Annotated in this window: 24 protein-coding genes; 13 read left to right on the top strand and 11 right to left on the bottom strand. The window is 71.8% G+C overall.

Going from position 1 to position 22,180, the window contains the following annotated elements; translation table 11 throughout:
- Window positions 1-13: 13 nt before the first annotated feature.
- The gene (gene gap, locus OHA72_RS48310; protein WP_327002828.1) at window positions 14-1,036 is read left to right on the top strand and encodes a type I glyceraldehyde-3-phosphate dehydrogenase; all 1,023 of its coding nucleotides are present in this window, start codon (window positions 14-16) and stop codon (window positions 1,034-1,036) included.
- 244 nt (window positions 1,037-1,280) lie between these two features.
- The gene (locus tag OHA72_RS48315; protein WP_327002829.1) at window positions 1,281-2,642 is read left to right on the top strand and encodes a GAF domain-containing protein; all 1,362 of its coding nucleotides are present in this window, start codon (window positions 1,281-1,283) and stop codon (window positions 2,640-2,642) included.
- A gap of 82 nt (window positions 2,643-2,724) precedes the next feature.
- Here OHA72_RS48315 and OHA72_RS48320 read toward each other — a convergent pair whose 3' ends face one another.
- Entirely contained in the window at window positions 2,725-3,213 is a 489-nt protein-coding gene (locus OHA72_RS48320) for a chemotaxis protein CheX (protein WP_327002830.1), read from the bottom strand.
- 176 nt (window positions 3,214-3,389) lie between these two features.
- Between OHA72_RS48320 and OHA72_RS48325 the strand changes: the two genes are divergently transcribed.
- Window positions 3,390-3,980 (top strand): hypothetical protein, encoded by a 591-nt coding sequence (locus OHA72_RS48325; protein WP_327002831.1) that lies wholly within the window; start codon window positions 3,390-3,392, stop codon window positions 3,978-3,980.
- Between the two features lie 69 nt (window positions 3,981-4,049).
- A complete protein-coding gene (locus tag OHA72_RS48330; protein WP_327002832.1) occupies window positions 4,050-4,661 on the top strand; it encodes a hypothetical protein in 612 nt (203 codons plus the stop codon).
- A 6-nt stretch (window positions 4,662-4,667) separates the two neighbouring features.
- Here the strand turns inward: OHA72_RS48330 and OHA72_RS48335 are convergent, their stop codons facing one another.
- From OHA72_RS48335 to OHA72_RS48355, 5 genes are all read right to left on the bottom strand, one after another.
- A complete protein-coding gene (locus tag OHA72_RS48335; RefSeq protein WP_327002833.1) occupies window positions 4,668-5,336 on the bottom strand; it encodes a potassium channel family protein in 669 nt (222 codons plus the stop codon).
- Between the two features lie 18 nt (window positions 5,337-5,354).
- Complete coding sequence (locus OHA72_RS48340) at window positions 5,355-6,686, bottom strand: TrkH family potassium uptake protein (protein ID WP_327002834.1); 1,332 nt, start codon at window positions 6,684-6,686, stop codon at window positions 5,355-5,357.
- Between the two features lie 94 nt (window positions 6,687-6,780).
- Window positions 6,781-8,985 (bottom strand): MMPL family transporter, encoded by a 2,205-nt coding sequence (locus OHA72_RS48345; RefSeq protein ID WP_327002835.1) that lies wholly within the window; start codon window positions 8,983-8,985, stop codon window positions 6,781-6,783.
- A gap of 95 nt (window positions 8,986-9,080) precedes the next feature.
- Window positions 9,081-9,542, bottom strand: a complete 462-nt coding sequence (locus tag OHA72_RS48350) for an SDR family oxidoreductase (RefSeq protein WP_327002836.1) — start codon at window positions 9,540-9,542, stop codon at window positions 9,081-9,083.
- Window positions 9,543-9,640: 98 nt separating this feature from the next.
- Window positions 9,641-10,510, bottom strand: coding sequence for an NADP-dependent oxidoreductase (locus OHA72_RS48355; protein WP_327002837.1), 870 nt, complete (start codon window positions 10,508-10,510; stop codon window positions 9,641-9,643).
- Window positions 10,511-10,773: 263 nt separating this feature from the next.
- On the opposite strand from OHA72_RS48355, the gene OHA72_RS48360 reads away from it, so the two are divergent.
- The 5 genes from OHA72_RS48360 (at window position 10,774) to OHA72_RS48380 (ending at window position 14,504) form a co-directional block, all read left to right on the top strand.
- Window positions 10,774-11,145: a winged helix-turn-helix transcriptional regulator gene (locus OHA72_RS48360; protein WP_327002838.1), complete on the top strand. Its 372-nt coding sequence runs from the start codon at window positions 10,774-10,776 to the stop codon at window positions 11,143-11,145.
- Window positions 11,146-11,322: 177 nt separating this feature from the next.
- Complete coding sequence (locus tag OHA72_RS48365; protein WP_327002839.1) at window positions 11,323-11,745, top strand: hypothetical protein; 423 nt, start codon at window positions 11,323-11,325, stop codon at window positions 11,743-11,745.
- Window positions 11,746-12,370: 625 nt separating this feature from the next.
- Window positions 12,371-12,886 carry a SigE family RNA polymerase sigma factor gene (locus OHA72_RS48370; RefSeq protein ID WP_327002840.1) on the top strand — a complete coding sequence of 172 codons (516 nt, stop codon included), beginning with the start codon at window positions 12,371-12,373 and terminating at the stop codon, window positions 12,884-12,886.
- Window positions 12,879-14,084, top strand: a complete 1,206-nt coding sequence (locus tag OHA72_RS48375; protein ID WP_327002841.1) for a hypothetical protein — start codon at window positions 12,879-12,881, stop codon at window positions 14,082-14,084. Before OHA72_RS48370 ends, OHA72_RS48375 begins: the two co-directional genes overlap by 8 nt.
- A 90-nt stretch (window positions 14,085-14,174) precedes the next feature.
- Window positions 14,175-14,504, top strand: coding sequence for a family 43 glycosylhydrolase (locus tag OHA72_RS48380; protein WP_327011805.1), 330 nt, complete (start codon window positions 14,175-14,177; stop codon window positions 14,502-14,504).
- 100 nt (window positions 14,505-14,604) lie between these two features.
- Here the strand turns inward: OHA72_RS48380 and OHA72_RS48385 are convergent, their stop codons facing one another.
- On the bottom strand, window positions 14,605-15,495 hold the full coding sequence (locus tag OHA72_RS48385; RefSeq protein ID WP_327002842.1) for a septum formation family protein: 891 nt from the start codon (window positions 15,493-15,495) through the stop codon (window positions 14,605-14,607).
- A 229-nt stretch (window positions 15,496-15,724) separates the two neighbouring features.
- Here OHA72_RS48385 and OHA72_RS48390 point away from each other — a divergent pair, with 229 nt between their 5' ends.
- The gene (locus tag OHA72_RS48390) at window positions 15,725-16,753 is read left to right on the top strand and encodes a hypothetical protein (protein ID WP_327002843.1); all 1,029 of its coding nucleotides are present in this window, start codon (window positions 15,725-15,727) and stop codon (window positions 16,751-16,753) included.
- Window positions 16,754-16,809: 56 nt separating this feature from the next.
- Here the strand turns inward: OHA72_RS48390 and OHA72_RS48395 are convergent, their stop codons facing one another.
- Entirely contained in the window at window positions 16,810-16,974 is a 165-nt protein-coding gene (locus OHA72_RS48395; protein WP_327002844.1) for a hypothetical protein, read from the bottom strand.
- 205 nt (window positions 16,975-17,179) lie between these two features.
- On the opposite strand from OHA72_RS48395, the gene OHA72_RS48400 reads away from it, so the two are divergent.
- On the top strand, window positions 17,180-18,151 hold the full coding sequence (locus OHA72_RS48400) for a GlxA family transcriptional regulator (protein WP_327002845.1): 972 nt from the start codon (window positions 17,180-17,182) through the stop codon (window positions 18,149-18,151).
- Between the two features lie 90 nt (window positions 18,152-18,241).
- Window positions 18,242-18,826: a hypothetical protein gene (locus OHA72_RS48405; RefSeq protein ID WP_327002846.1), complete on the top strand. Its 585-nt coding sequence runs from the start codon at window positions 18,242-18,244 to the stop codon at window positions 18,824-18,826.
- 63 nt (window positions 18,827-18,889) lie between these two features.
- On the opposite strand, the gene OHA72_RS48410 is transcribed toward OHA72_RS48405, so the two are convergent.
- Window positions 18,890-19,456, bottom strand: coding sequence for a TetR/AcrR family transcriptional regulator (locus OHA72_RS48410; RefSeq protein ID WP_327002847.1), 567 nt, complete (start codon window positions 19,454-19,456; stop codon window positions 18,890-18,892).
- A gap of 92 nt (window positions 19,457-19,548) precedes the next feature.
- On the opposite strand from OHA72_RS48410, the gene OHA72_RS48415 reads away from it, so the two are divergent.
- Window positions 19,549-20,016, top strand: a complete 468-nt coding sequence (locus OHA72_RS48415; protein WP_327002848.1) for a nuclear transport factor 2 family protein — start codon at window positions 19,549-19,551, stop codon at window positions 20,014-20,016.
- Here OHA72_RS48415 and OHA72_RS48420 read toward each other — a convergent pair.
- Window positions 19,914-21,509: a bifunctional 3-(3-hydroxy-phenyl)propionate/3-hydroxycinnamic acid hydroxylase gene (locus OHA72_RS48420; protein WP_327002849.1), complete on the bottom strand. Its 1,596-nt coding sequence runs from the start codon at window positions 21,507-21,509 to the stop codon at window positions 19,914-19,916. The genes OHA72_RS48415 and OHA72_RS48420 overlap by 103 nt on opposite strands.
- Window positions 21,510-21,563: 54 nt before the next feature.
- Window positions 21,564-22,142 (bottom strand): dienelactone hydrolase family protein, encoded by a 579-nt coding sequence (locus tag OHA72_RS48425; protein ID WP_327002850.1) that lies wholly within the window; start codon window positions 22,140-22,142, stop codon window positions 21,564-21,566.
- Between the last annotated feature and the right edge of the window lie 38 nt (window positions 22,143-22,180).

Consider the following 22,180-nt stretch of genomic DNA (forward strand, 5'->3'; position numbering starts at 1 on the left):
CCAGGAGGACGCCATGACATACCGGATCGCCATCAACGGATTCGGCCGGATCGGCCGGGACTTCATCCGGTGTCTCGTCGAGCGCCGCCTGCTCGGCGACGCCTACGCCGTCGTCGCGATCAACGACCTGTACGACGCCGGAACGCTCGCCCACCTCCTCCAGCACGACTCGACCTTCGGCCGGCTGCGCGCCACCGTGGACCTCGACCCGTCCGGCAGCGGCATGACCGTCGACGGCCAGTACATCGAGGTGCTCCGCCAGCGGGATCCGTTGTTCCTGCCATGGGCGGACCTCGACGTCGACCTGGTCATCGAGTCGACCGGCAAGTTCCGCGGCCGTGACGACGCGGCGTCGCACCTCAAGGCCGGCGCCCGCAAGGTGCTCATCTCCGCGCCCGGCAAGGACGTCGACGCCACCGTCGTGCTCGGCGTCAACACCGGCAGCTACGACCCGGCGCAGCACGACGTCGTCTCCGCCGCGTCCTGCACCACCAACTGCGCGGCCCCGATGGCGAAGGTCCTGCACGAGGCGTTCGGCATCGAGCAGGGGTACCTCACGACCGTGCACGCCTACACCAACGACCAGATGGTCCTCGACGCACCGCACAAGGACCTGCGGCGGGCCCGCACCGCGGCCGTCAACATCATCCCGACCAGCACCGGCGCGGCGAAGGCGATCGGCCTGGTCCTGCCGGACCTCGCCGGCAAGCTCGGCGGCGTCGCGCTGCGGGTGCCGGTCGAGAACGGTTCGATGACCGACCTGACCGTCCGGCTGGCACAGCCCGCGACGGCGGAGCAGATCAACGCCGCGTTCGCCGCAGCCGCCGCCGGGCCGCTGGCCGGCATCCTGCGCTACAGCGAGGCGCCACTGGTCTCCCGCGACATCATCGGCGACCCCGCCTCGTGCGTCTTCGACGCCGGCCTCACCGCCGCCGACGGCCACCTGGTGAAGGTCTTCGGCTGGTACGACAACGAGTGGGGCTACACGAACCGGCTGGTGGACCTGGCCGAGCTGTTCGCCGCGGCGAGGCATTGACCGCTGACGCAGCCGCGGTCCGGGCGGCGGTGGTCTCCCGCCGGCCGCCCCGGGCCCTTCCGGCCGCACCCGCGCTGACCACCGCTTTCGCGCCTGGGACGGACGCGGCGGCAACCGGTTGGCAGCGGTCCGCCCGCACCGGTGTGCTCCCCCGGTTCCGGCCTCTGGCAGGATGTCACCGCAACCGGCAGACTGGCCCGGGACGACCGCCGCCGACAGCACCGGCCGGAGCGTGGAGACGGGGATGGACGAGAGTACAGGCGCGGCCAAGCCCGATCGGGACCGGGTGGACGTCCGATTCGCCGGTGTTGCCCGGCTGGAGCTCGATGACCTCCTCGAGCAGCTCATCGAGCGGATCCGCGACGTGCAGAGCACCCAGGGACGGCTCCGCGGGCTGCTGCGCGCCAACCTCGACATCGCCCAGGGCGTCGACCTCGAGCACGTGCTGCGCCAGATCGTGTCCGCGGCCAGGAACCTCGTCGACGCCAGGTACGCCGCGCTCGGCGTGATCGAGGACGGGCACCTGGTCCGGTTCCTGCACGAGGGCATGGCGCCGGACGTCGTGGAACGCATCGGCCACCTGCCGGAGGGCAAGGGTGTGCTCGGCGCGCTCGTGGAGAACCCGCATCCGGTGCGGCTGCCGGAGATCAGCGGGCACCCCGCCTCCGTCGGGTTCCCGGACGGGCACCCGCCGATGCACAGCTTCCTCGGCGTGCCGATCCGGGTCCGCGACAAGATCTTCGGCAACCTGTACCTGTCGGAGAAGCAGGGCAGCGCCACGTTCAGCGGCGACGACGAGGAGGTCGTCAAGGCACTCGCGGGCGCGGCCGGCATCGCGATCGAGAACGCGACCCTGTTCAGCGAGAGCCGCCGCCGGCGTGACTGGCAGGAAGCCATGACGGCGGTCACCACCGCCCTGTTCGAGGGTGCCGAGAGCGACCGCGCGATGCGTGCGCTGGTCGACTGTGCCATGCAGGCGAGTTCCGCCGCGGGGGCCGCGTTCACGGTCCCGGACCAGACGACCGATGAGCTGCGGGTGGCGGTCGCCGTCGGGATCCTCGCCACCTGGCAGGACGCCGTCGTCCCCGCGGACGGGACACTCGCCGAGAGCGTGATGACCGGCGGCGGGCCGGCGCTCGTCACCGACCCGGCCGCGGACCCGCGGACCCGCCTCGCGATGTCCCGGGTGCCGACGATGGGCTCGACCATCGCCGCGCCCATCGTCGGCAACCGGCGCGTGCACGGCGTGCTGACCCTCAGCCACTGTCGCGGCGCCGAGTCCTTCGGCTCCGCCGACCGCGAGATGGTCGCCGCGTTCGCCACGCACGCCGGCCTGGCGTTGGACGTCGCCGAGCTCCGCCGGGACCAGGAGACCATCCGGGTCCTCGAGGACCGGCAGCGCATCGCGACCGACCTGCAGGAGACCCTGATCCGCGACCTGTTCGGCCTCGGCCTGTCGTTGCAGGGCGTCGCAAGCCGGATCACCAGCGCCGAGGCCCGCTCCGGGCTCGCCGCCAGCGTCGACGAACTGGACCGGATCATCCGCGGGGTGCGCACGGCCGTCTTCGCGATGGAGCCGCTCGACACGGCACAGGACGGCGGCTGACGGGCCGCTCGCGCCCGGCCTCCACCGCTACGAGCGGCAGGTGCTCGACCACCCGGTGACCCGGCCCGCCGGGTGCTGCCGCTCAATCCCTGACGTCGCCACGCAGAATGGTCAGCACGGCCGGTTCGTCGTTCTGGGTCACCCGCAGCGAGTGCAGCGGCGTCGTGCCCGGCCACACGATCTTCGCCCGGCCGACGACCACCTGGGGCAGCGAAAGGTGGCTCGGCTTCGGCAGCAGGCTCTTCACATTGCCGGCCAGGATGTTCACCAGCTCACCGAGGGCGTCGGCGCAGTCGTCGGCGTTCGCGCCCACCGGGTCGATGTCGAGCATGGCACCGGCGATCTGCCCCGCCGCCGGCAGCCCGCACCGGATCACGGCCAGGCCGTTCCACGCCCCGGCGACACCGACGCTCGCGGTGACGTCGGCCGTGTCGGGCATCAGCTCCGGGCTTCCCTCGACCTCCGGCGTGCAGTGCAGGTAGGCCGTCCACACCTGCCACACGATGCCGCGCAGGTCGTCCTCGGACAGGGACGTCTCCGGGCTCACCGAAACCCCTCTCGGCACCGTCACGCCGCACCACCCCGGTTGCCCAATCGGCCGCCGAGGGCACGGGTTGAGCACTCCACGCCACGGGTCCCGGACGGTCCGGGCCTTCCGGCCCATCGGATCCGGGCGCTTCGGCACCGGCGTACCACCGCCCCCGCCGACAACACTGAGGTCGTCAAGGAAACCGACTGGAGGCCATCATGAGCGCCGCGCCCGTCCACCACACACCCGTCAGCCACCTCGAACGCGTCGAGGCACCCGGCAGCATGCTCACCAAGACCGCGGCGAAGGCCCTCGCGGTGCTGCGCTTCGCGACCGGGTCCGTGTTCCTGTGGGCGTTCCTCGACAAGACCTTCGGCCTCGGCTACGCCACACCGTCGGCGAAGGCGTGGATCAACGGCGGCTCACCCACGAAGGGCTTCCTCAGCTCCGTCGACGTCGGCCCGTTCCAGTCGACGTTCCACTCGATGGCCGGCACCTGGTGGGCGAACTGGCTGTTCATGCTCGGCATGCTCGGCGTCGGCCTGGCCCTGGTCGCCGGGGTGGGCCTGCGGATCGCGGCCGCGTCGGGCACGCTCATCATGGCCATGATGTGGCTCGCCGAGTTCCCGATCGCGCAGCACACCGCGACCGGCACCGCGAGCGGCTCCACCAACCCGCTGACCGACTACCACCTCATCTACGCGGTCGTGCTGGTCGTCCTCGCCGCGGCCTACGCCGGGCACACCTGGGGCCTCGGCCGCCGGTGGGCGAAGCTGCCCTTCGTCCAGCGTCACCGCTGGCTCATCTGACCCGCTCGCACCACCCGCCGCAGGACCCGGGACCGTCGTCCCGGGTCCTGCGGCGTCGATAATGGGGCCGTGCGCCCGCGCCGGTTCGACGGCGACGACTTTCTGGACCGCCCGTGCCTCGGCATGTACGAGCGGCCGGGACCGGCCGGCGGTCAGTGGGCGACGCTGAGCCCCCAGCTGCGGGACCGGATCGACGAACTGCTCCGCGACCGCCGGCTGGTCCAGGCCGTCGCCCTGCTGCCAGCCCAGCACGGCGACCGCGGCGAAGACCGCCGCGCCGGTCCACCCGGACAGCGCCGGGGCGTCGCGCCACAGCCCGGCGAGCCACCCGCCGGCCGGGGTGGGCGCGACCGTCAGGGCGACGACCAGGCCGGCGAACCGGCGGACCATCCACGGGATGTAGCTGTCCTCGACGACGATGGTGCCGCCACGGGACAGCTGGTCGGCGCGCCAGGCAATCAGGACCGCACCGCCCAGCGCCAGGGCGTGCGTCACGTCGGCCTCGACCCCGGTGCGGACCAGGACCAGCACCAGCGGTGCCAGCGCGGCGAGCAGGACCAGCGTCCGCCAGATCCTGACCCTGTTGTCCGCGTACATGCCGCGATTCTACAGACCGTCATCGATGTGTTGGCGTCGCGTACCGTCCCCGGCATGAGTGCGGCGTTCCGGTGGCAGCAATGAAGCCGGTCAGCCCCGCCGCTCGCCCATCTGCTCGACCTTGGCCGTCGGCCCGGACACGATGAGCGTGTCGCCGTGCCCGATGACGGTGTCCGGCAGCGCCGTCTCGGCCTCCTTGCCGGCCCGCTTCACCGCGACCACGGTGATCCCGTGCTTGGTCCGCAGACCCAGCTCGGTCAGGGTCTTGCCGATCATCTCGTCGGGCGGGCAGACCTTCGCGATCGCGTAGCCGTCGTCGAGCTCGATGAAGTCCAGCAACTGTCCGGTGACGAGGTGCGCGACGCGCACACCCATGTCGGACTCGGGGAACACGACGTGCTGGGCGCCGACACGCTCCAGGATGCGGCCGTGCTTCGCGGAGATCGCCTTCGCCCAGATCTCCTGCACGCCCAGCTCGGTGAGCGCCAGCACGGTCAGGACGCTGGCCTCGATGTCGGTGCCGATGCCGACGACGGCCCGGCTGAACTCGGCGACGCCGACCTGGCGCAGCGCCTCCTCGTCGGTCGAGTCGGCCTGCACCACGTGGGTGAGGACGTCGGAGAGCTTCTGCACGATCTCGGCGTCCTCGTCGATGCCGAGCACCTCGTGGCCCAGCTCGGTGAGCGACTCGGCGACCTGCCCGCCGAAGCGGCCGAGGCCGATCACGACCACACCGTCGGCGGTGTCGCGTTTGCTCATCGATAGCCTCCAAGGGGATCACCCGATGATCGGTCGCTCCTCGGGCAGCCGGTAGCGCAGCTTCCGGTGCCGCAGGGCGATCGCGGAGGCCACCGTGATCGTACCGACCCTGCCGATGAACATCAGCGCGACGAGGGTCAGCTGGCCGGTGGGCGGCAGCGACCCGGTGATGCCGGTGGACAGGCCGGCGGTGGAGAACGCGGCGGTCGCCTCGAACAGGACCCGGTCGAACGGGAACTCGGTGACCAGCAGCAGGATCAGCGTGCCCGCGGCGACGGTGCCGACGCCGAGCAGGGCCACGGTGACCGCCTGCCGCACGGTGGAAGCCGGTACGCGGCGGTGGCCGACGTTGACGTCGTCCTCGCCCCGGACCTCGGCCCAGATGACGAACGCGAGCAGGAAGAACGTGGTGACCTTGATGCCGCCGGAGGTGCCGGCGCTGCCGCCGCCGACGAACATGAGCACGTTGGTGAGGGCGAGCGTCTCCGGCCGGGCGGCGCCGTAGTCGATGCTGTTGAAGCCGGCGGTGCGCGGGGTGACACCGCCGAACATGCCGCCGACGAGGGTCTCGCGCCAGTTGAGCGGGCCGAGCGTGGCCGGGTTGGACCATTCGAAGGCGGTGACCCCGCCGATGCCGATGAGCAGCAGGATCGCCGAGCCCCACACGGTGAGCCGGGTGTGGATCGACCAGTACCGCGGCTTGCGCCACTCGCGGTACAGCTCCAGCATGACGGGGAAGCCGAGGCCGCCGAGGATGACGGCGACCGCGACGGTGCCGCAGATCCACGGGTCGCCGACGAATCCCATGAAGCTGTCGGTGTACAGCGAGAACCCGGCGTTGTTGAAGGCGCTGACCGCGTGGAAGACGCCGTGCCACAGCGCCGTGCCGAACGTGTCGTCGTAGGTGCTGCGGAACCGGGCGGTCAGCACGGCCGCGACGACGAGCTCGAAGCCGACCATCATCGCCAGGACCCGCAGCAGCAGCGCGCGCACCTCGCCGAGGTTGAGCGAGCGGGTCTCGGCCTGCGCGACGAGTCGCGTGCGCAGCGCGAGCCGGCGCGACACCATGAGACCCAGGACGGTCGCGAAGGTCATGATGCCGAACCCGCCGACCTGGATGAGCCCGAGGATGATGCCCTGCCCGACCGGCGACCAGTAGGTCGCGGGGTCGACGGTGCTCATGCCGGTGATGAACACCGACGACGCGGCGGTGAACAGCGCCACCAGCGGCGGTGCCGGCTCGCCGGCGGCGCGGGCCGCGGGGAGCATGAGCAGGCCGGTGCCGGCGAGCAGTGCCGCGAGGAACGCGGTCGGGAGCAGGCGGGTCGGGTGCCGCAGGGCACGGAGCATGCGGAAGATCCTATGGCCGCACTCAATGGTCCAGGCCCAGACCCGGCTGCGCCGCGCCGCCCACAGCGTGGACGGCGCGGCGGCAGCCGATCGGTCAGCTCCTGGTCGCGACCAGGTCCCGCTCGGCGGGTGCGGTGGCGGGCACGTCGTGGGAGACCTGCGGCAGCCAGCCGAGCCAGCGGGGCAGCCACCAGTTGCGCTCGCCGAGCAGCGCCATGGTCGCCGGCAGCAGCACCGCGCGGACGATCGTCGCGTCGAGCAGGACCGCCGCGGCCAGGCCGACGCCGAGCTCCTTGGTGGAGACCAGCGGCAGCGTCGCGAACAGCGCGAACACCGCCACCATGACCGCCGCCGCGCTGGTGATGACGCCGGCGGTGGCGGTGATGCCCTCGGTGACCGCCTGCCGGGTCGGCAGCCCGCGGTCGTGGCCCTCCCGGATGCGGCTGACCACGAACACGTGGTAGTCCATCGACAGGCCGAACAGGATCACGAACAGGAACAGTGGCATCCAGTTCGTGATGCCGTCCGCGGCACGGAAGTCCAGCAGCGACTCGAAGTGCCCGTACTGGAAAACGAAGACCAGCATCCCGTAGGCGGCGGCGACCGACAGCAGGTTGAGCACCACCCCGGTGACGGCCACGACGACCGAGCGGAACGACACCAGCAGCAGCAGGAAGGCCAGGCCGAGCACGAACCCGAAGACCAGCGGCATGGAGTCGGCGAGCTGGTCGTTGAAGTCCTTGGACCCGGCCGTGTCGCCGGTGACCCCGACCCAGGCGCCCGGGACCGCGCCGAGCGTGGCGGGGATGACGGTGCCGCGTAGCGCCGCGAGGGCGTCCTCGGAGGCGCGGTCGCTGCCGGTACCGGAGAGCCCGACGCTGATCACGGCGACGGTTCCGGCGGGGTTGACCTCGACGGTGACCGGCTCGTGCAGCCGCCCGGTGGCCAGGGCCTGCCGCTTGAACTCCGCGACCGCACCGTCCCATTCGGGACCGCTGACGGCGGGTGCCTTGACGACGACCTCGGCGGGCCCGGTGCCGCCGGGGAACGCCGCCTGGATCGCCAGGAACGCCTGGGTGATCGGCGCGCTCGGGGACAGGTCCTCCACGCCTTCACCCTTGGTGCGCAGGTCCAGGGCGGGCGCGGCGAGCGCGCCCAGGGCCGCGACGGCGAGGACGGCCGAGATCAGCGGGCGCTTGAGGACGAGGCGCAGGAACGCGCCCCAGACGCGGCCGCCGCCGGCGCGCTTGCGGTACAGGCCGGGGATGCGCCCGAGGTCGACGCGGTCGCCGAGGGCGGACAGCAGCGCGGGCAGGACGGTCAGCGACCCGAGCACGGCGGTCGCGACGACGAGGATGGTGCCGATGGCGAAGCTGACGAACGTGGTGTCCCGGGTGAGGAACATGCCGGCCATGGCGACGATGACGGTCAGCCCCGATACCCAGATCGACCGGCCGGACGTCTGCGCGGCGATGACGAGGGCCCGGTGCGCGTCGGCGCCGTTGCGGCGCTCGTCGCGTTCGCGGCGGATGTAGAACAGGCAGTAGTCGACGCCGACGGCGAGCCCGACGAGCAGCATGACGTGCATGGTGGTGTCGACGGCGGGTGCCAGGTGGCTGGCGTAGGCGAGCAGGCCGACCGCGCCGACGACCGCGGTGACGGCGAGCCCGACGGGCAGCAGCGCGGCGACGATCGCGCCGAACGCGACCAGCAGGATGCCGAGGGTGACGGGGATCGACAGCATCGACAGCCGGTTCAGGCCCTCGTCGAGCTCGTCGCCGATGAGCTTGTCGCCGCTGGCGTCGCCGGCCTCGGCGATGTACAGGTCCGGATGCGCCCGCTGCACTGCGGCCACCGCGTCGAGGACCGGCTGGATGCGGTCCTTGGCGGTCTCGGGGTCGCCGCGCACGGCGAACGTGATGAGCGCCGACTTCCCGTCCTCGGACGTGAGCGGCGCCGCGACCGGGTCGGTCGCGCCGGTGGCGTGCACGGCGGCGGTGACCTCCGCGATCGCCGCCATCACGTCTGGACTGTCCACTGTGGAGTTCTTGGAGGTGATGACGACCATCTCGCCGGCGCCCTGCGCGGGGAAGCCCGCCTGCTCGACGATCCGGTCGGCGCGGCCGGACTCGCCGTTGCCGAAGTCGCTGTCGGTCGCCTGCACCATGCCGGCCTGGCCGCTGAGCACGGTCACGCCGACGACGAACACCAGCCAGCCGAGGATGGCGAGCGCGCGGTGGCGGGCGCTCCACACCGCGATCCGTGCCGCGATGCCCTTCACGTTATCCCTGGATTCCATGTCACGAACGCTATTGAGCGCGTCGGCCCGTATCGATCCGGCGGACCCGCTGACCTGCGGTGGGGCGGTCCCGCTCACCCCTGGTAGGGCCTGCCCTACCCCACTGGTGGGGCTGTCCGGCCGCCACAGGTCAGGGTGCCGCGCGGCGCACCGGTTCCACGAGTCACAACGGTCGTACCCCGATGCTCGGCGGCTCCGCGTTTGTCAGGCCGCCGTGATGCCGCCGTCGATGGCAAGCGCGGCTCCCGTGATGAACTTCGCCTCGTCGCTGAGCAGGTGCTGCTGAGGTTGAGCGCCAGCTCGGCGTTCCAGGCGTCACCGTCGATGCCCGGTAAGGGGCCCAGGGCAGTCGCCGCGCCCACGTTGTTGAACACGCCGTCGATCCGGCCGTACCGTTCGACGGCCTGCCGCACCAACAGCGCAACGTCGGCCTCGACGGTGACGTCGGTGGCGATGAAGATGGCGTCGGGCAGGCTCGTGGCCAGCTCGTCGCCGGCCAGCTTGCCGCGCGCAGCGAGGACGACCCGCGCGCCCTCGGCGGCGACCCGCTCGGCCACGGCCCGGCCCATGCCGGAGGTGGCCCCGGTGATCAGCACGACTTTGCCCGCGAAACGCTGGGACGTGACGACTCCTTGGTGTGTTCGAACTGCGAAGGTCAGAATGTGAGGACAAGCCGGCCGCGTACGCCGCCGGCCTCGAGCAGCCGGTGTGCCTCGCCCGCGTCGGCGGGGGCGAGGGTGCCGGCGACACGGGGCAGGAGCACGCCGGCCTCGGTGAGGCGGCGGATCTCCTCGAGCCGGTCCCGGCGGCCGGCGTAGTCGGGCACGTACGACATCCGCACGGCGATCCGGGAGTCGGCGTGTCCGCCGTACCCACCCGGTTCACCGGCGTTGCGGAAGGGCACATAGACGCCGCCCGGTCGGATGGCCCCGAGCATGTGCGGCCCAACCAGCGCGGCGTCGACGACCGCGTCCACCCCGTGCGGGTGCAACGCCCGGATCCGCTCGGCGACCCCGTCGCCCCTGGCCACGATCTCGGCAGCGCCGGCGCTGCGGACGAATGTCTCGTCGGTCGGCGCGGCGTCGGCGACCACGACCATGCCCGAGGACGCGGCCATCTGGACCAGGTAGCCGCCGAGCGCCCCGGCCGCCCCGGTCACGGCGAGGACCGAGCCGGGCGCGAGGGCGAGCCGGTCGAGCGTCAGCAGGGCGGTCAACCCGTTCATCGGCAAGGTCGACGCCGGGACGTGATCCACGCCGACGGGCGCCCGGACCACCCAGGCGGCAGGAAGCACGACGTGCTCGGCGTACCCGCCACCCTGGTAGTGCAGCGCGCCGTCCGGGCCGGGCAGGAACGGCAGGACCATCGCCATCACCGCGTCGCCGACGGACAGGTCGCTCCGGGTTCCATGGCCGATCTCGTCAACCGTGCCGGCGATGTCCTGGCCGGGCACGTACGGCCCCGGCACTCCGTCCAGCGCCCACGCCAGCGCGCCCGAACGCAACAGGGTGTCCGCCGGATTCACCGAAGCCGCGCGTACCCGTATCCGGATCTCGCCCGGCCCGGCATGCGGTTCCTGAAGGTCGAAAACCTTCAGCACGCCCGGTCCGCCGAACTCGGTCAAGCCCACTGCCCGCACGAAAGCCTCCCTCGTGGTTCTGTTTTCGCACCTGGTATCCAAGTGGTACCCGTGCCGGGAGGGGTCGACCAGAAGGCACTTTTCCCGCACCTGGTATGCCGGCGGATACCGTCTCAGGCGGAACCTGGTATCCGTCGTATACTGCGACCGTGACCGCCGAGGATGAGGTCCCGGACCTGTGCGGGCGGGGGCGCGCGCTGGTCCGCGACGTGCTGGCGCGGATCGGTGACAAGTGGTCGGTCGTCGTCATCTGCCAGCTCGGCGACACGACGAAGCGGTTCAACGAGTTGCGCCGGCTGTGCGAGCCGATCACCCAGCGGATGCTGAGCACGACCCTGCAGGCCCTGGAACGCGACGGCCTGGTGACCCGGACCGTCTACGACACCAAACCGCTGCGGGTCGACTACGCGCTGACTCCCCGCGGCCTCACCCTGCTTGACGTGGTGCTCGACCTCGCCCGATGGGCCGAACGCAACGCCGCGCAGATCGAAGCCGACCGCGCGGGATTCGACGCCCGGTAGCGCCGGAACCTGCGGCCCGTGTACCAGGCCCGCAGCGTCGCCCCCGCCCCACCGACGCGCGCTCGACCTGCGGCATGACGGACGTTGCGCATGGTCGGCTCGCCAGCTGACACTTGGCGGGCACAAGGTGCGGGCGGCGACCGCTGCCGGGCAGTCGATCGTCAGGGAGGCCGGCCGGTGGGCCCGATCCTGGTGGGTGTCATGGGGACCCTTCTCGGCGTCCTGCTCGGCGGCGCCCTGCAGCAGTTGCAGGCGACCCGGGCGCGGAGATGGCAGCAGGAGGATGCGCTGAAGGGCGCGAAACGTGCCGCGTTCGCTGAGTACCTGCGGTCGATCAGTGCAAGCTATGCGCAGGCGATGTCCGGTGTTCGGAGCCGATCCGAGGACGCCAGCATCCATGCCGCCACCGCACAGATCGAGGTGCTCTGCGGTGTCGCAGTCGCCGGGCCGGCTCGGGAGCTCACCGATATGGTCATCAACGTTCACTCCGAGATCGCGGCGGGAACCGGTGTGGCGCAAGAGATCGTGGACACCGTGAATCAGCGACGGTATGAGGTGATCGACCTATTCAAGACCGACGTTGGACTTCCGGTCTCGTGACCGAACGTCCGCTTCTCGGAGGCCGGCGACCACCAACCCCCGATCACCGTGACAGTGAGCAGCGCGCCCGTGATCTCCCAACGACCTGATCTACACCTTCGGCACGGTGACGCCTTCGGCGAGCCAGGTGGAGGCACGGATGAGGACCGACATCGTCGGTGAACGGGACCGCCGGGTCGGTACGTACATCATCAGTTACGACGACGACAAACCGACGCACATCCAGTTCGGCGGCCATTCGGGAGACTGAGCGCCTACGCAGTTGCGGCACGAGTGGATACTCCTGAATCGACGGTCCTCGAAGGCCGCTTCGTACGTCTCGAGCCCCTCGCCCATTGCCATGTCCCCGCCCTGTTCGCGGCCGAAACCAAGCTCCTGACGATGACCTATGCCTTCGAGACGCTCGGCTATGCGGCCGTCGTCTGGCGCATCGGAGCCGTCCCACCGCTTGTCGGCGGTGCGGCGACGGGTTCACGGCGACGGTGGATACGGGAGCTGTCGCCTGGACGACAGGAGATCCGCTGCAACCTCGTTGCCCGTTGCGGCGTGTTGTCGCCGTACGGCCGGATAGCCGGTCGCCGATGGGGAGGAAGGCAGTGTGAGTACCTTGCTCGACGGGGGCAGAGTGGAAAGTCCGTCCGATAGCGGACCGCCCGCCCACGCCAGTGGGTTCGACGAGTTCTACGCGGCCCATTTTCAGCCGCTCACGGTCCAGTTGTTCGCCTATACCGGCGACATGGCTGCGGCCCAGGACGTGGTCCAGGAGGCGTTCTGCCGCGCGCTGTCGCGGTGGAAGCGCATCACCGACATGGACGATCCCGCGGGCTGGGTCCGCCGGGTCGCCTGGAACCTGGCCACCAGCCGGTGGCGGCGGGCCCGCACAGCGATGGCCTTCGCCCGCCGGCACCGCGAGGAGCACGTGGCGGCGCCCAGCCCCGACCGGGTCGCGCTCGCCCAGGCACTGTCGACCCTGCCGGAGCAGCAGCGCCGCGCGGTGATCCTGCACTACCTCGCGGACCTGCCCATCAGTGATATCGCCCGTCAGGAGCGTGTCGCCGAAGGCACCGTCAAGTCCTGGCTCCACCGCGGGCGCACCGCGCTCGCCGCCCAGCTCACCGACAAGGAGCCCCGCCGTGCCTGACTTCGACAACGACGACCTGATCGCCAGCGCCTTCGCCGACTTCAACAGCGAGGTGTCCATCTACGTCAAGCCCGCCGGCACCGCCGCCGCACGCGCCACGGTGCAGCACCGGCACAAGGTGCGGACCATCGCCGCGAGCACCATCGCGGCGCTCGCGATCGCAACGCCCGTGGCGGCGTACGCGGCCGCCGGAAGCGAATCCAACGGGCCGCCGGCCACGCCCGCCGTCTCCACCAGCACGATCGAAACGACCACGTCGCCGGCCACGCCCACGACGGAGGCGAGCTCCACCGCTTCGACGCCGGACGGGCGGATCAGCAGGACCGATCTCCGCAATGCGACCCTCTCCATCCCCTCGTGGCCCACCGGCTTTGACGATCACTGCCCGAAGGGCTCGGTGAAGTTCAGCGGCGGCAAGGCAGGCACCAACGGCATCCTCGAGCTGCGGGGCGACCCGGTGTACGTCGACGTCGACCACGACGGGGCGCAGGAGACGGTCATGCTCCTGTCGTGCAGCCCGCAGGGTGACGACTACAAGGTGCTCGCCTTCGACCGCGACGCCAGCGGCAAGATCGTTACCCTGGGCCAGGTCATCGGCAGCGCCGGCAGCGACGGCAAGCAGGGCACCGACATCGAGACGATCTGGCAGGTGCAGGCCGGCGACGACGGGCAGGTCAAGGTCGACGTGGGCGAGTATCGGCCCTGCTGCGACATGGCGCAGGCGTCCCAGCACCAGTGGCGCACCTACGGCTGGAACGGCACCGTGTTCACCCAGACCGGCGGCCCGACCGCGTTCGGACCCAACCCGAACATCACCGACGTGACCGTTACCGCGGACAGGCTGACGATGACCGCGACGGGCTCCGGCACGTGGGAGGGCACCCTCAAGGTGACCGTCCACAACAACGCGCAGTTCGCCACGCCCGGCAAGCTGCGCATCGCGCTCGGGGTCCCCGACACCTGGACGCTTCAGGCGATCTCGGGCTGCACGATCAAGCCGGAAGAACTGCCGGTGCCCTGCCTCAGCGGCAGCATCCCCGCGGGCGGCTCCAAGGTCTTCACCATCAAGGTGACCGCGCCGGCCGCGCCCCAGCAGACCGAGAGCGGCGTCTGGGCGTCCACGCAGGACGACAAGGGCGCCAGCTACCCGAGCCGCAACAGTGTCACTCCGGCGAAGTTCCAGATCGTCCAGGGCTGACCCAGCAGCACGAGCCCGGTTCCGGGTCGGCGCTGCTACGTCTCGGCGAAGTCCGTCGACGGCGGCGTCGCGGTCCGGTCCGCCACCACCCTGGCCGGCATCGCCACCGCACCCAAACACCAGGTCTGGCGCGACACCGGCAACCTCGGCGAGGTGTGGGCACCGGAGATCGTCCACCAGGACGGCCGCTACCAGATCTACTTCGCCGCCGGGCGCAGCGGCGCCCACCGGATGTACCACATCAGCTCGACCAGTCCGGACTCCAACTACTCGGCTGCCACGAAGGTGGCGTTGCCCGGTGACAAGTGGGCCATCGACGGCGTGCCGTTCACGTTCCAGGGGCAGCGCTGGTTCGTGTGGTCCGGATGGACCGGCGACACCAACGTCGAGCAGAACCGGACCGGGGTCGCCGGCCGCTGAACGCCTCCGCCTGCTCGCCTCCTGGACCGCGACCACCGCCGCACCAGTCCGCGACATCGAAGGAATCTGATTACGCCGTCGAGCCGCCCACCACGAACAGTCAGAGCTTCGCGATGCCGTTGCCCTTGAGCGACTTGGTGATCGGCTTGCTGGATTCCACCAGTACGTAGCACCGGGCGATCCGGTCGCCGTACGCCCAGGCCTCGTCGTCTCCGAGCCACCAGCCCATCCAGAAGTCCTTCACGCGGTCGAGCTGGGCCTCGGTGGTGCCGGTGTGCTTCGCGACGATGGTGAAGCATCCGTTGCCGACCGCGTTGCGGCCCTTGTCGAGTGTGTCCGGGAATTCGCGGGTGGTGGTGTGGAAGGTTCCGGCGTATTCCGCGTCGTGCGGGGCCGAGCACGGCACGGCCTGCAGGTCGTGCCAGTCCTCGCCGATCAGGACCATCTTGCCGCAGCCGCGGGCCACCGGGCGGTCGCCGCGCAGCCCGTCCTTGAGGCTCATGGCGCGCTCGACGACGATGTCCAGATCGCTCTTGATCTCGGCCAGGTCGCAGCGCAGGTACCGCGCGCCGCCGCGCCACTGGGTGGCCGTAGGGGCCATGACCATCAGGTCGAGAAGGCCGTTGTGCCAATCGTCGCCGAGGAACTCCTTGGCCTGCGTGCTGCAGGTGGTGAACGCCTCGCCCAGGGCCTCGCCCTTCGGCGGCTCGCTCGCGTCGGCGAGCGAGGCGGTGATCGCCCCGACGTAGAACGTCTCACTGACGTGCGGCTCGGTGCAGCCGACTTTCTCCCCGTACGCCACCGGGGTGCGCATGTCGGTGGTGCGCACCTCAACGCCCTTGCGGTAGCAGGTGCCCGCGACCGGGACCGGCACCTTGGCGGCCGACAGCATCGCCCAGTCGTCGACGAGGTTGCCGTCGGCACCGACCGGCGTGCCACAACCCGCCAGCAGTGCCACCAACACCGCGGACATGAGATAGCGGCGCTTCATGAGCTGGCCCTCCCCCGTAAGACATGCCGACGCAGTGTGTCAACGCCCGGATCCGTTGGCAACCCCGTCGCCGGCCGCCCGCCGGAGGGCAGGTCCGGCACGGACGGGTCGTGGACGTGCGCCGCGCCGATGAGCACGGCCGAGGACCGGTCCCGCCGCGGCAATCCACCGTGTCGGACCGCTGTCAGCGCGGCGCCGGGTGGTGCGGTGCGCCGCTATCCTCGCCGGTGTGACGGGCTCGCTGCGGCGTGTGTGGCTTCTCGGCACGATCGCGCTGACCGTGGGCGCGGTCGCGGTGACGGTTGCGCTCGCCCCGGCCGGGGACGCGCCGCCCGGGCGGGCCTTGCAGTGGCTGCTGTTCGTCGGGTCGTCGGTGCACGTCGCGGCGACCGGCTGGTTCTTCAGCGTGCCCGAGGTGCGCCGGCACGCCGCCCAGCACACCGGTCGCTACGTGTGGGCGCCGCTGGGCCTGGTCGCGGGGACGGCCGCGCTGGCCGCAGTGCTGCCGGAGCGGCTGTTCATCTGGCCGCTGCTGGCGTTCTTCGCGTGGCAGTTCTTCCACTTCCAGAAGCAGAACCTGGGCATGGCCGCGCTCGCCGGTGTCGCGCACGGGGCTGGCTCGGTCCGCCCGAGGGAGCGCGTCGCCATCGTTGCCGCGGGCGGCGCCGGGATCGCGGGGCTGCTGGTCCGCCCGGACCTGCTGCAGCTGACGGCCGACCCGCAGGTGGACTGGCTGTTCCCGGTCGCCGGTGCCGCGTTCGTGCTCGCCGCCGCCGCGGGTGTGGTGGTACTGCGTGAGCGTCCACCCGCGCAGCGTCCGGTGCAGTACGTCGCGGTGTACGTCGTCTCGCTGTGCTTCTTCGCGCCGGTGTTCCTGTTCGACTCGCCGTACGCCGCCGTCGCCGGGCTCACGATCGCGCACGGCTACCAGTATCTGCTCATCGTCGGGCTGGTCGCCGGCGCCCGCCGCCCGGGGCTCGGGCCGGTGGTGAGCCTCGCCGTCCTCGTCAACGTCGCGCTGCTCGGCGGGCTGGCCCTCAACGCCGCGTCCCACCTGCACGGCGGCGGCACGGTGGCGCGGGCGGTGTTCGGCGCGTACACAGGGCTGCTGATGGCGCACTTCGTCGTCGACGCCGGCCTGTGGCGGCTGCGCGACGCGTTCCCGCGCCAGTTCCTGACCGAACGCCTGCCGTACCTGCTGCCACAGCCTCGTGCCACGCCCGAGTCCGCCGCGACGGGCGGGCCGCCGGCCCGGTGACGCACAGCGGAACGGGCCGGGGATGTCGCGACATCCCCGGCCCGCCGGTACTGCGGTCAGCCGCCGCCGCAACCGCCCGCGGCACCTGCCGCCGGCGCGACGAACACGACGAACGTGACCACCAGCGCGGTGACCGTGGCCATCAGCGTGAGCAGCCCGACAAGGAGGATCTTCCTGCCGCGCCCCCGCACCGGCTCCACGGGCTCCGGCCCCGCAGCCATGGCCGGCTGCATCGCAACCACCACCTCTCCGGTCGGACCGTTGAACCTGTCCGCTGAGCGTAGGGTCCCCGCGCCACCTCCGCCCGTCCCCGTCACGAACCCGACGATCCAGGACCCATGACCCGCGTCGCCGCTTGACGGTGTCGCACCAGGCGCCGATCGCCGTCACTACCGATACCCCCCGGGGGTACGGTACGCTGCTGGCATGCGCGAGCGGGTGTTTCTTGTCGTGGGGTACGACGGGGCGGAGTTGCTCGACATCGCCTGCGTCACGTCCAGTCTCGACATCGCCAACCGGATCGGTGCCGCGCCGCGGTATCGGGTTGTCCTGGCCACACCCGGCCAGCGGGAGATCAACTGCGACTCCGGGTTGCGGCTGCCGGGCGAGGCATGCCTGGAGCGGTTCACCGGGCCGGTGCACACGTTGCTGGTGACCGGTGGCCGTGGCCATGAGCGGGCGGCGGCGAGCCGGCAACTGGTCGGCCACGTCCGGCGGCTGGCCGGACTGGCGGAGCGGGTCGCATCGGTCTGCACCGGGTCGACGGTGCTCGCCGAGGCCGGCCTGCTCAGCGGCCGGCGGGCCACGACGCACTGGATGTACGCCCACCGGCTGGCGGACCGGTTCCCCGACGTACGGGTCGACGCCGAGCCCATTTACGTCCGGGACGGCAACGTCGCGACCTCGGGCGGTGTGACGAGTGCACTGGACCTGACGCTCGCCTTCATCGAGGAGGATCACGGCGCCGCACTGGCCCGGGGCGTGGCGATGGGCACGGTGGCCTACCTGCAACGACCCGGCGGGCAGGCCCAGATGAGCATGTTCCTGGCCCGCCAGGCCACCGACGACGTGGTGGTCCGCAGGATCAGCGACCATATTGTCAGCCACCTCGCCGACGATCTGAGCACGGCGGCGCTGGCCAGGCTCACCGGGGTGAGCGAGCGCCACCTGTCGCGGCTGTTCGCCGAGCACCTCGGGCAGACTCCGGGGCGCTACGTGCGCCGGGTGCGGACCGAGGCGGCCGCGCACCTGCTGGCATCGAGCGGACTGCCACTGAGAGCCGTGGCACGACGGTGCGGATTCGGCTCGCCCGAATCGTTGCGGCAGGCGTTCGTCGACCGGTATGCGATGCCGCCCTCCCGCTACCGGACGGTGCAGGCCGCGGCGCCCACGGGTTGATGCCACAGTTCCGGCCCCGAGTCCCAGCGATTCGGACACGATCGATTCCGAAGCGCCGCCCGCCGCGGCGGCACCGGCAGGATCGTGGCCATGACGCATCAGGAGTTCACGCACCGGCCGCGCCTGGCCGGCGGTTGGCCTACCGCAGCGGCAGTGCCCGTCGTCGCCGGCGCGGTCACCGTGATCGCACTGTCGGACCGGCAGGCAAGCCTGTTCGGGCCGGCAGTGGCCACGATGGCAGGGATCTACCTGATCGCGTACGCCCTCGGCCGACCGTCGACCGCGTGGCTGGCATTCGCGATCCTGAGCGCCGTGGCGACCGTCGTGCACCTGCTGGCAGCGCTCCTCGCACTGCCGGTCGGTCCCGCGGCCGGGATGACGCTGCTGCTGGTGCCGTTGTGGATGTGGGCCGTGGCGCGGCGACGGTTCACCCAGGCCCGGACGTTCTCGGTGCAGACGGCCGGCATGGTGGGCTTCGGCGTGATCGCGCTGCTGACCGCGGTGCCACAACCGCACGTGGGTACCGCCGTGGCAGGTGCCGGCTTCCTCGCGCACGGCATCTGGGACATCTACCACTTCCGCGTCAACCAGGTGGTGAGCCGCTCGTGGTCGCAGTTCTGCGCGGTGGTGGACGTCGGCGTGGGCATTGCACTGATCGTCGCGGCCGCAGGCTGATACGGGGTGACGGCCGGGGCGACCGGCCGCAGGCATGGTCGTTCGGACGGTGCGACGCCTGGCCTACGCCCGGCGGGGCGCGAGGCCGTCGATGACGACGGCGAGGACCCGGGCGCTCACCTCCGCCTCCAGGTCCGGATGGGCGGCGGTCCGGGACGTGGCGACGAGCAGGGCGTAGACCTCGGGCAGCTCGACGTCGTCGCGGACCGCGCCGGCCTGCTGGGCCCGCTCGAGCAGGGCGCCGACAGCCCGGCGCAGGCCGGCCGACGCCCGTGCGGCCTCGCCGTCGCCGTCGCCGCCTGCGGCGAGCAGCGCGTCACCGATGGCGATCTTCGTGGCCGCGTCGGCGACGAGGTGGCGGAAGAAACCGAAGAACGCGGTGCCTGGCTCCGGGTCGCGCAGCGCCGCCTCGGCCTGCTCGCGGAGCCGGTCGAAGCGCCGGACGAGGACGGCCTGCAGCAGCGCCGCCTTGGTGGGGAAGTGACGGAAGACGGTGGCGATGCCGACCCCGGCCAGGCGGGCGACCTCGTCCGTCGACGCGGTCTCGCCGCCCCTGCCGAAGACGTCCTCGGCGACGTCGAGGATGCGGCCGCGGTTCGCCTGCGCGTCGACGCGTTGCGCCCGTCCCATGCCCGTCGCTCCTCGCTCCTTGATATACGGAGTGACGACTCCATATAATCGGAGTCAGCACTTCGGATCGTAGACCTCAGAGGAGCGCCGCCGTGGACCGACCCTTGAGCCCGCGCGAGGTCTTCCTCGCGCTCGTGAACGGTGTCGCGGAGGGACGCTGGGAGGACCTCCCCGGCCTCTACGCGGAACAGACCGACGTCGTGCACCCGTTCGACCCGCTCCGCGCCCCGGCGCTGCGCACCCGCGACGAGCTCCGCGAGCACTTCCGGCCCACCGGCGAGGGTCCTGTCCTGCACCGCCGGGCGGCCGGCATCACCATCCACGAGACCACGGATCCCGAGGTCATCATCGCCGAGTTCGAATACCGGGGCACCGTCGAGGGCACGGCGGAGGAGTTCGCGCTGCCCGGCATCTTCGTGCTCCGGGTGCGCGACGGCGAGATCGTCAGCTCCCGCGACTACTTCGACCACCTCACCGCCGCCCGCGTCCGCGGCCGGCTCGACGGGCTCGTGGCGGCCGTCAAGGAGGCGACGACCGGCCCGTCCGCCGTGGTGGCGTAGACGAAGCGGTCCGGGCGCAGCACCGCCACCTCGGCGTGGTGCCGGGCGAACCACGCGGTGAGCACCCCTTCGTCGTCGACGATCTCCAGTACACCCGACCCGGCGACCGCCACGGAACCCGGCGGCAGGACACGGATGAGCACGGCCGGCGGCCCGTCCCAGACAGTCGCGAACGACACCGCCGGGCCGAGGACCGCGAAGCCGGCGCCGAGGACGTCGTCGAGCCGGACCGGTGCCGCCTCCCCGGCGACCGACACCCGCGGCTGGGGGAACATCGTGCCGACGGCGCCGCGGCGCTCACCACCGTCCAGGACGCCCTTGCGCAGGACCGGCGCGGGCTTGAACTCGAAGTGCCGCACGAACCGGCGGACCCGCGGGACGACCTGGACGGCGCGCAGCGCGGTGTCGCGCAGGAACGCCGCGACCCGGTTGCGGACCAGGAACACCCGGCCGAGCCGGACGCTGGTCACCGCCATCTCCTCCGTGTGCGGGCGTCGTTCGGTCTCGTACGAGTCGAGCAGCGCGTCGCCGGCGGTGCCGTCGATGACCATCGCCAGCTTCCACGTGAGGTTGGCGGCGTCGCGCAGGCCGCTGCACAGGCCCTGACCGAGGAACGGCGGCATCTGGTGCGCGGCGTCTCCGAGCAGGAACACCCGCCCCGCCCGCCACCGCTGCGCGACCAGGTGGTGGAAGGTGTACACCACCGAGCGGGTGACCGTGAAGCGGGCCGGATCCACGTACGGCGCGACGAGGCCCTCAAGGGTCTCGGGGCGGGTCATCTCCTCGGGGGTCTCGCCGGCGCGCAGCATGAACTCCAGGCGGTGCGTGCCGAACGCGCCGGGTGAGACGAACGCGGGACGGCGCCAGTCGCACACGAACCTGGTCCGCGGCTGCCGGACCCCGCCGGGCGCCACGTCACCGGAGATCGCCAGCCACGGCTCCGCGTAGGACGTCCCGCTCAGCTCGATCCCGGCCGCCGCGCGGGTGGCGCTGCGGGCACCGTCGCAGCCCAGCACGTACCGGGCCCGGACCGTGCTGTCGGCGCCGGTCGCGGTGTCGCGCAACCGCACGGTGACCCCGTCGGCGTCCTGGTCCAGGCCGGTCATCTCCACGCCGGTGCGCAGCTCGACGTGCTCGAAACGGTCCAGCCCGCCCCGCAGCGACGCCTCCAGCCACGGCTGGTCGAAGAAGTGCAGCGGCTCGCTGCCGAGGCCGAAGTCGATCTCGTCGAGGGCGATCGTCGCGAACGGCCGGCCGTTGCCGCTGACGTACTCGACGACCGGCGGCGGGTACATGTCGGAGGCCACCTCGTCGCGCAGCCCCGCCTGCTGGTACACCCGCAGCGCCTCGTCATCACAGGAGAACGCCCGCGGCTGCCCGTGCGGTGCGGTGCCCCGCTCGACGACCAGCGTCCGCACCCCACGCACGCCGAGCAGGTTGGCGGTGAGAGCGCCGACCGGTCCGCAGCCCACCACGACGACATCAGTGTCCATGCCGCCTAGTGCAGCAGGGCGCTGTGGACCCCGTGTGGAAGCGGTGTGGAGACCTCAGACGCGGGCCAGCAGGCCGAGCACCCGCTGGATGAGCAGCGCGGTCGCCTCCGGGTCGAACGACGGCAGCGAACTGTCGGCGAAGTAGTGCTGGTCGCCGGGGTAGAGGAACAGCTCGGCGTCCTTCGCCTGCGCGACCAGGTCCCGCGCGGCGTCGATGTCGCCCTCGCCGACGAAGAACGGGTCGGCGTCCATCCCGTGGACCTGCGCCGGCACGTCCGCGGGCCAGGCGGGACCGAACTCGGTGACCGGCACGCACGAGTAGCACAGCACCGCGCCGCGAGCTCCCGGCCGGGTCTGCGCCAGCAGCTGGGCGGGCAGCACCCCGAGGGAGAACCCCGCATACACCAGGCCGGCCGGCAGCGCCGCCACCGCCTCGGCGCCCCGCCTGAGCACCTCGCCGGGGAACCCGATCCCGGTCGCGTACGCCATGCCCTCCTCGATGCTGCCGAACGTGCGGCCGTCGAAGAGGTCGGGCGTGTGCACCGTGTGCCCGGCCCGCCGCAGCTCCTCGGCGAACGCGACCACGCCCGGCGTCAGCCCCTGCGCGTGATGGAACAGCACCACCTCAGCCATGCCTGCCTCCGTCTCTGTCGGCGGTGTACCACTGCGTC

The sequence above is a fragment of the Dactylosporangium sp. NBC_01737 genome (genome assembly GCF_035963215.1).
In the GTDB taxonomy this organism is placed as follows: Bacteria; Actinomycetota; Actinomycetes; order Mycobacteriales; family Micromonosporaceae; genus Dactylosporangium.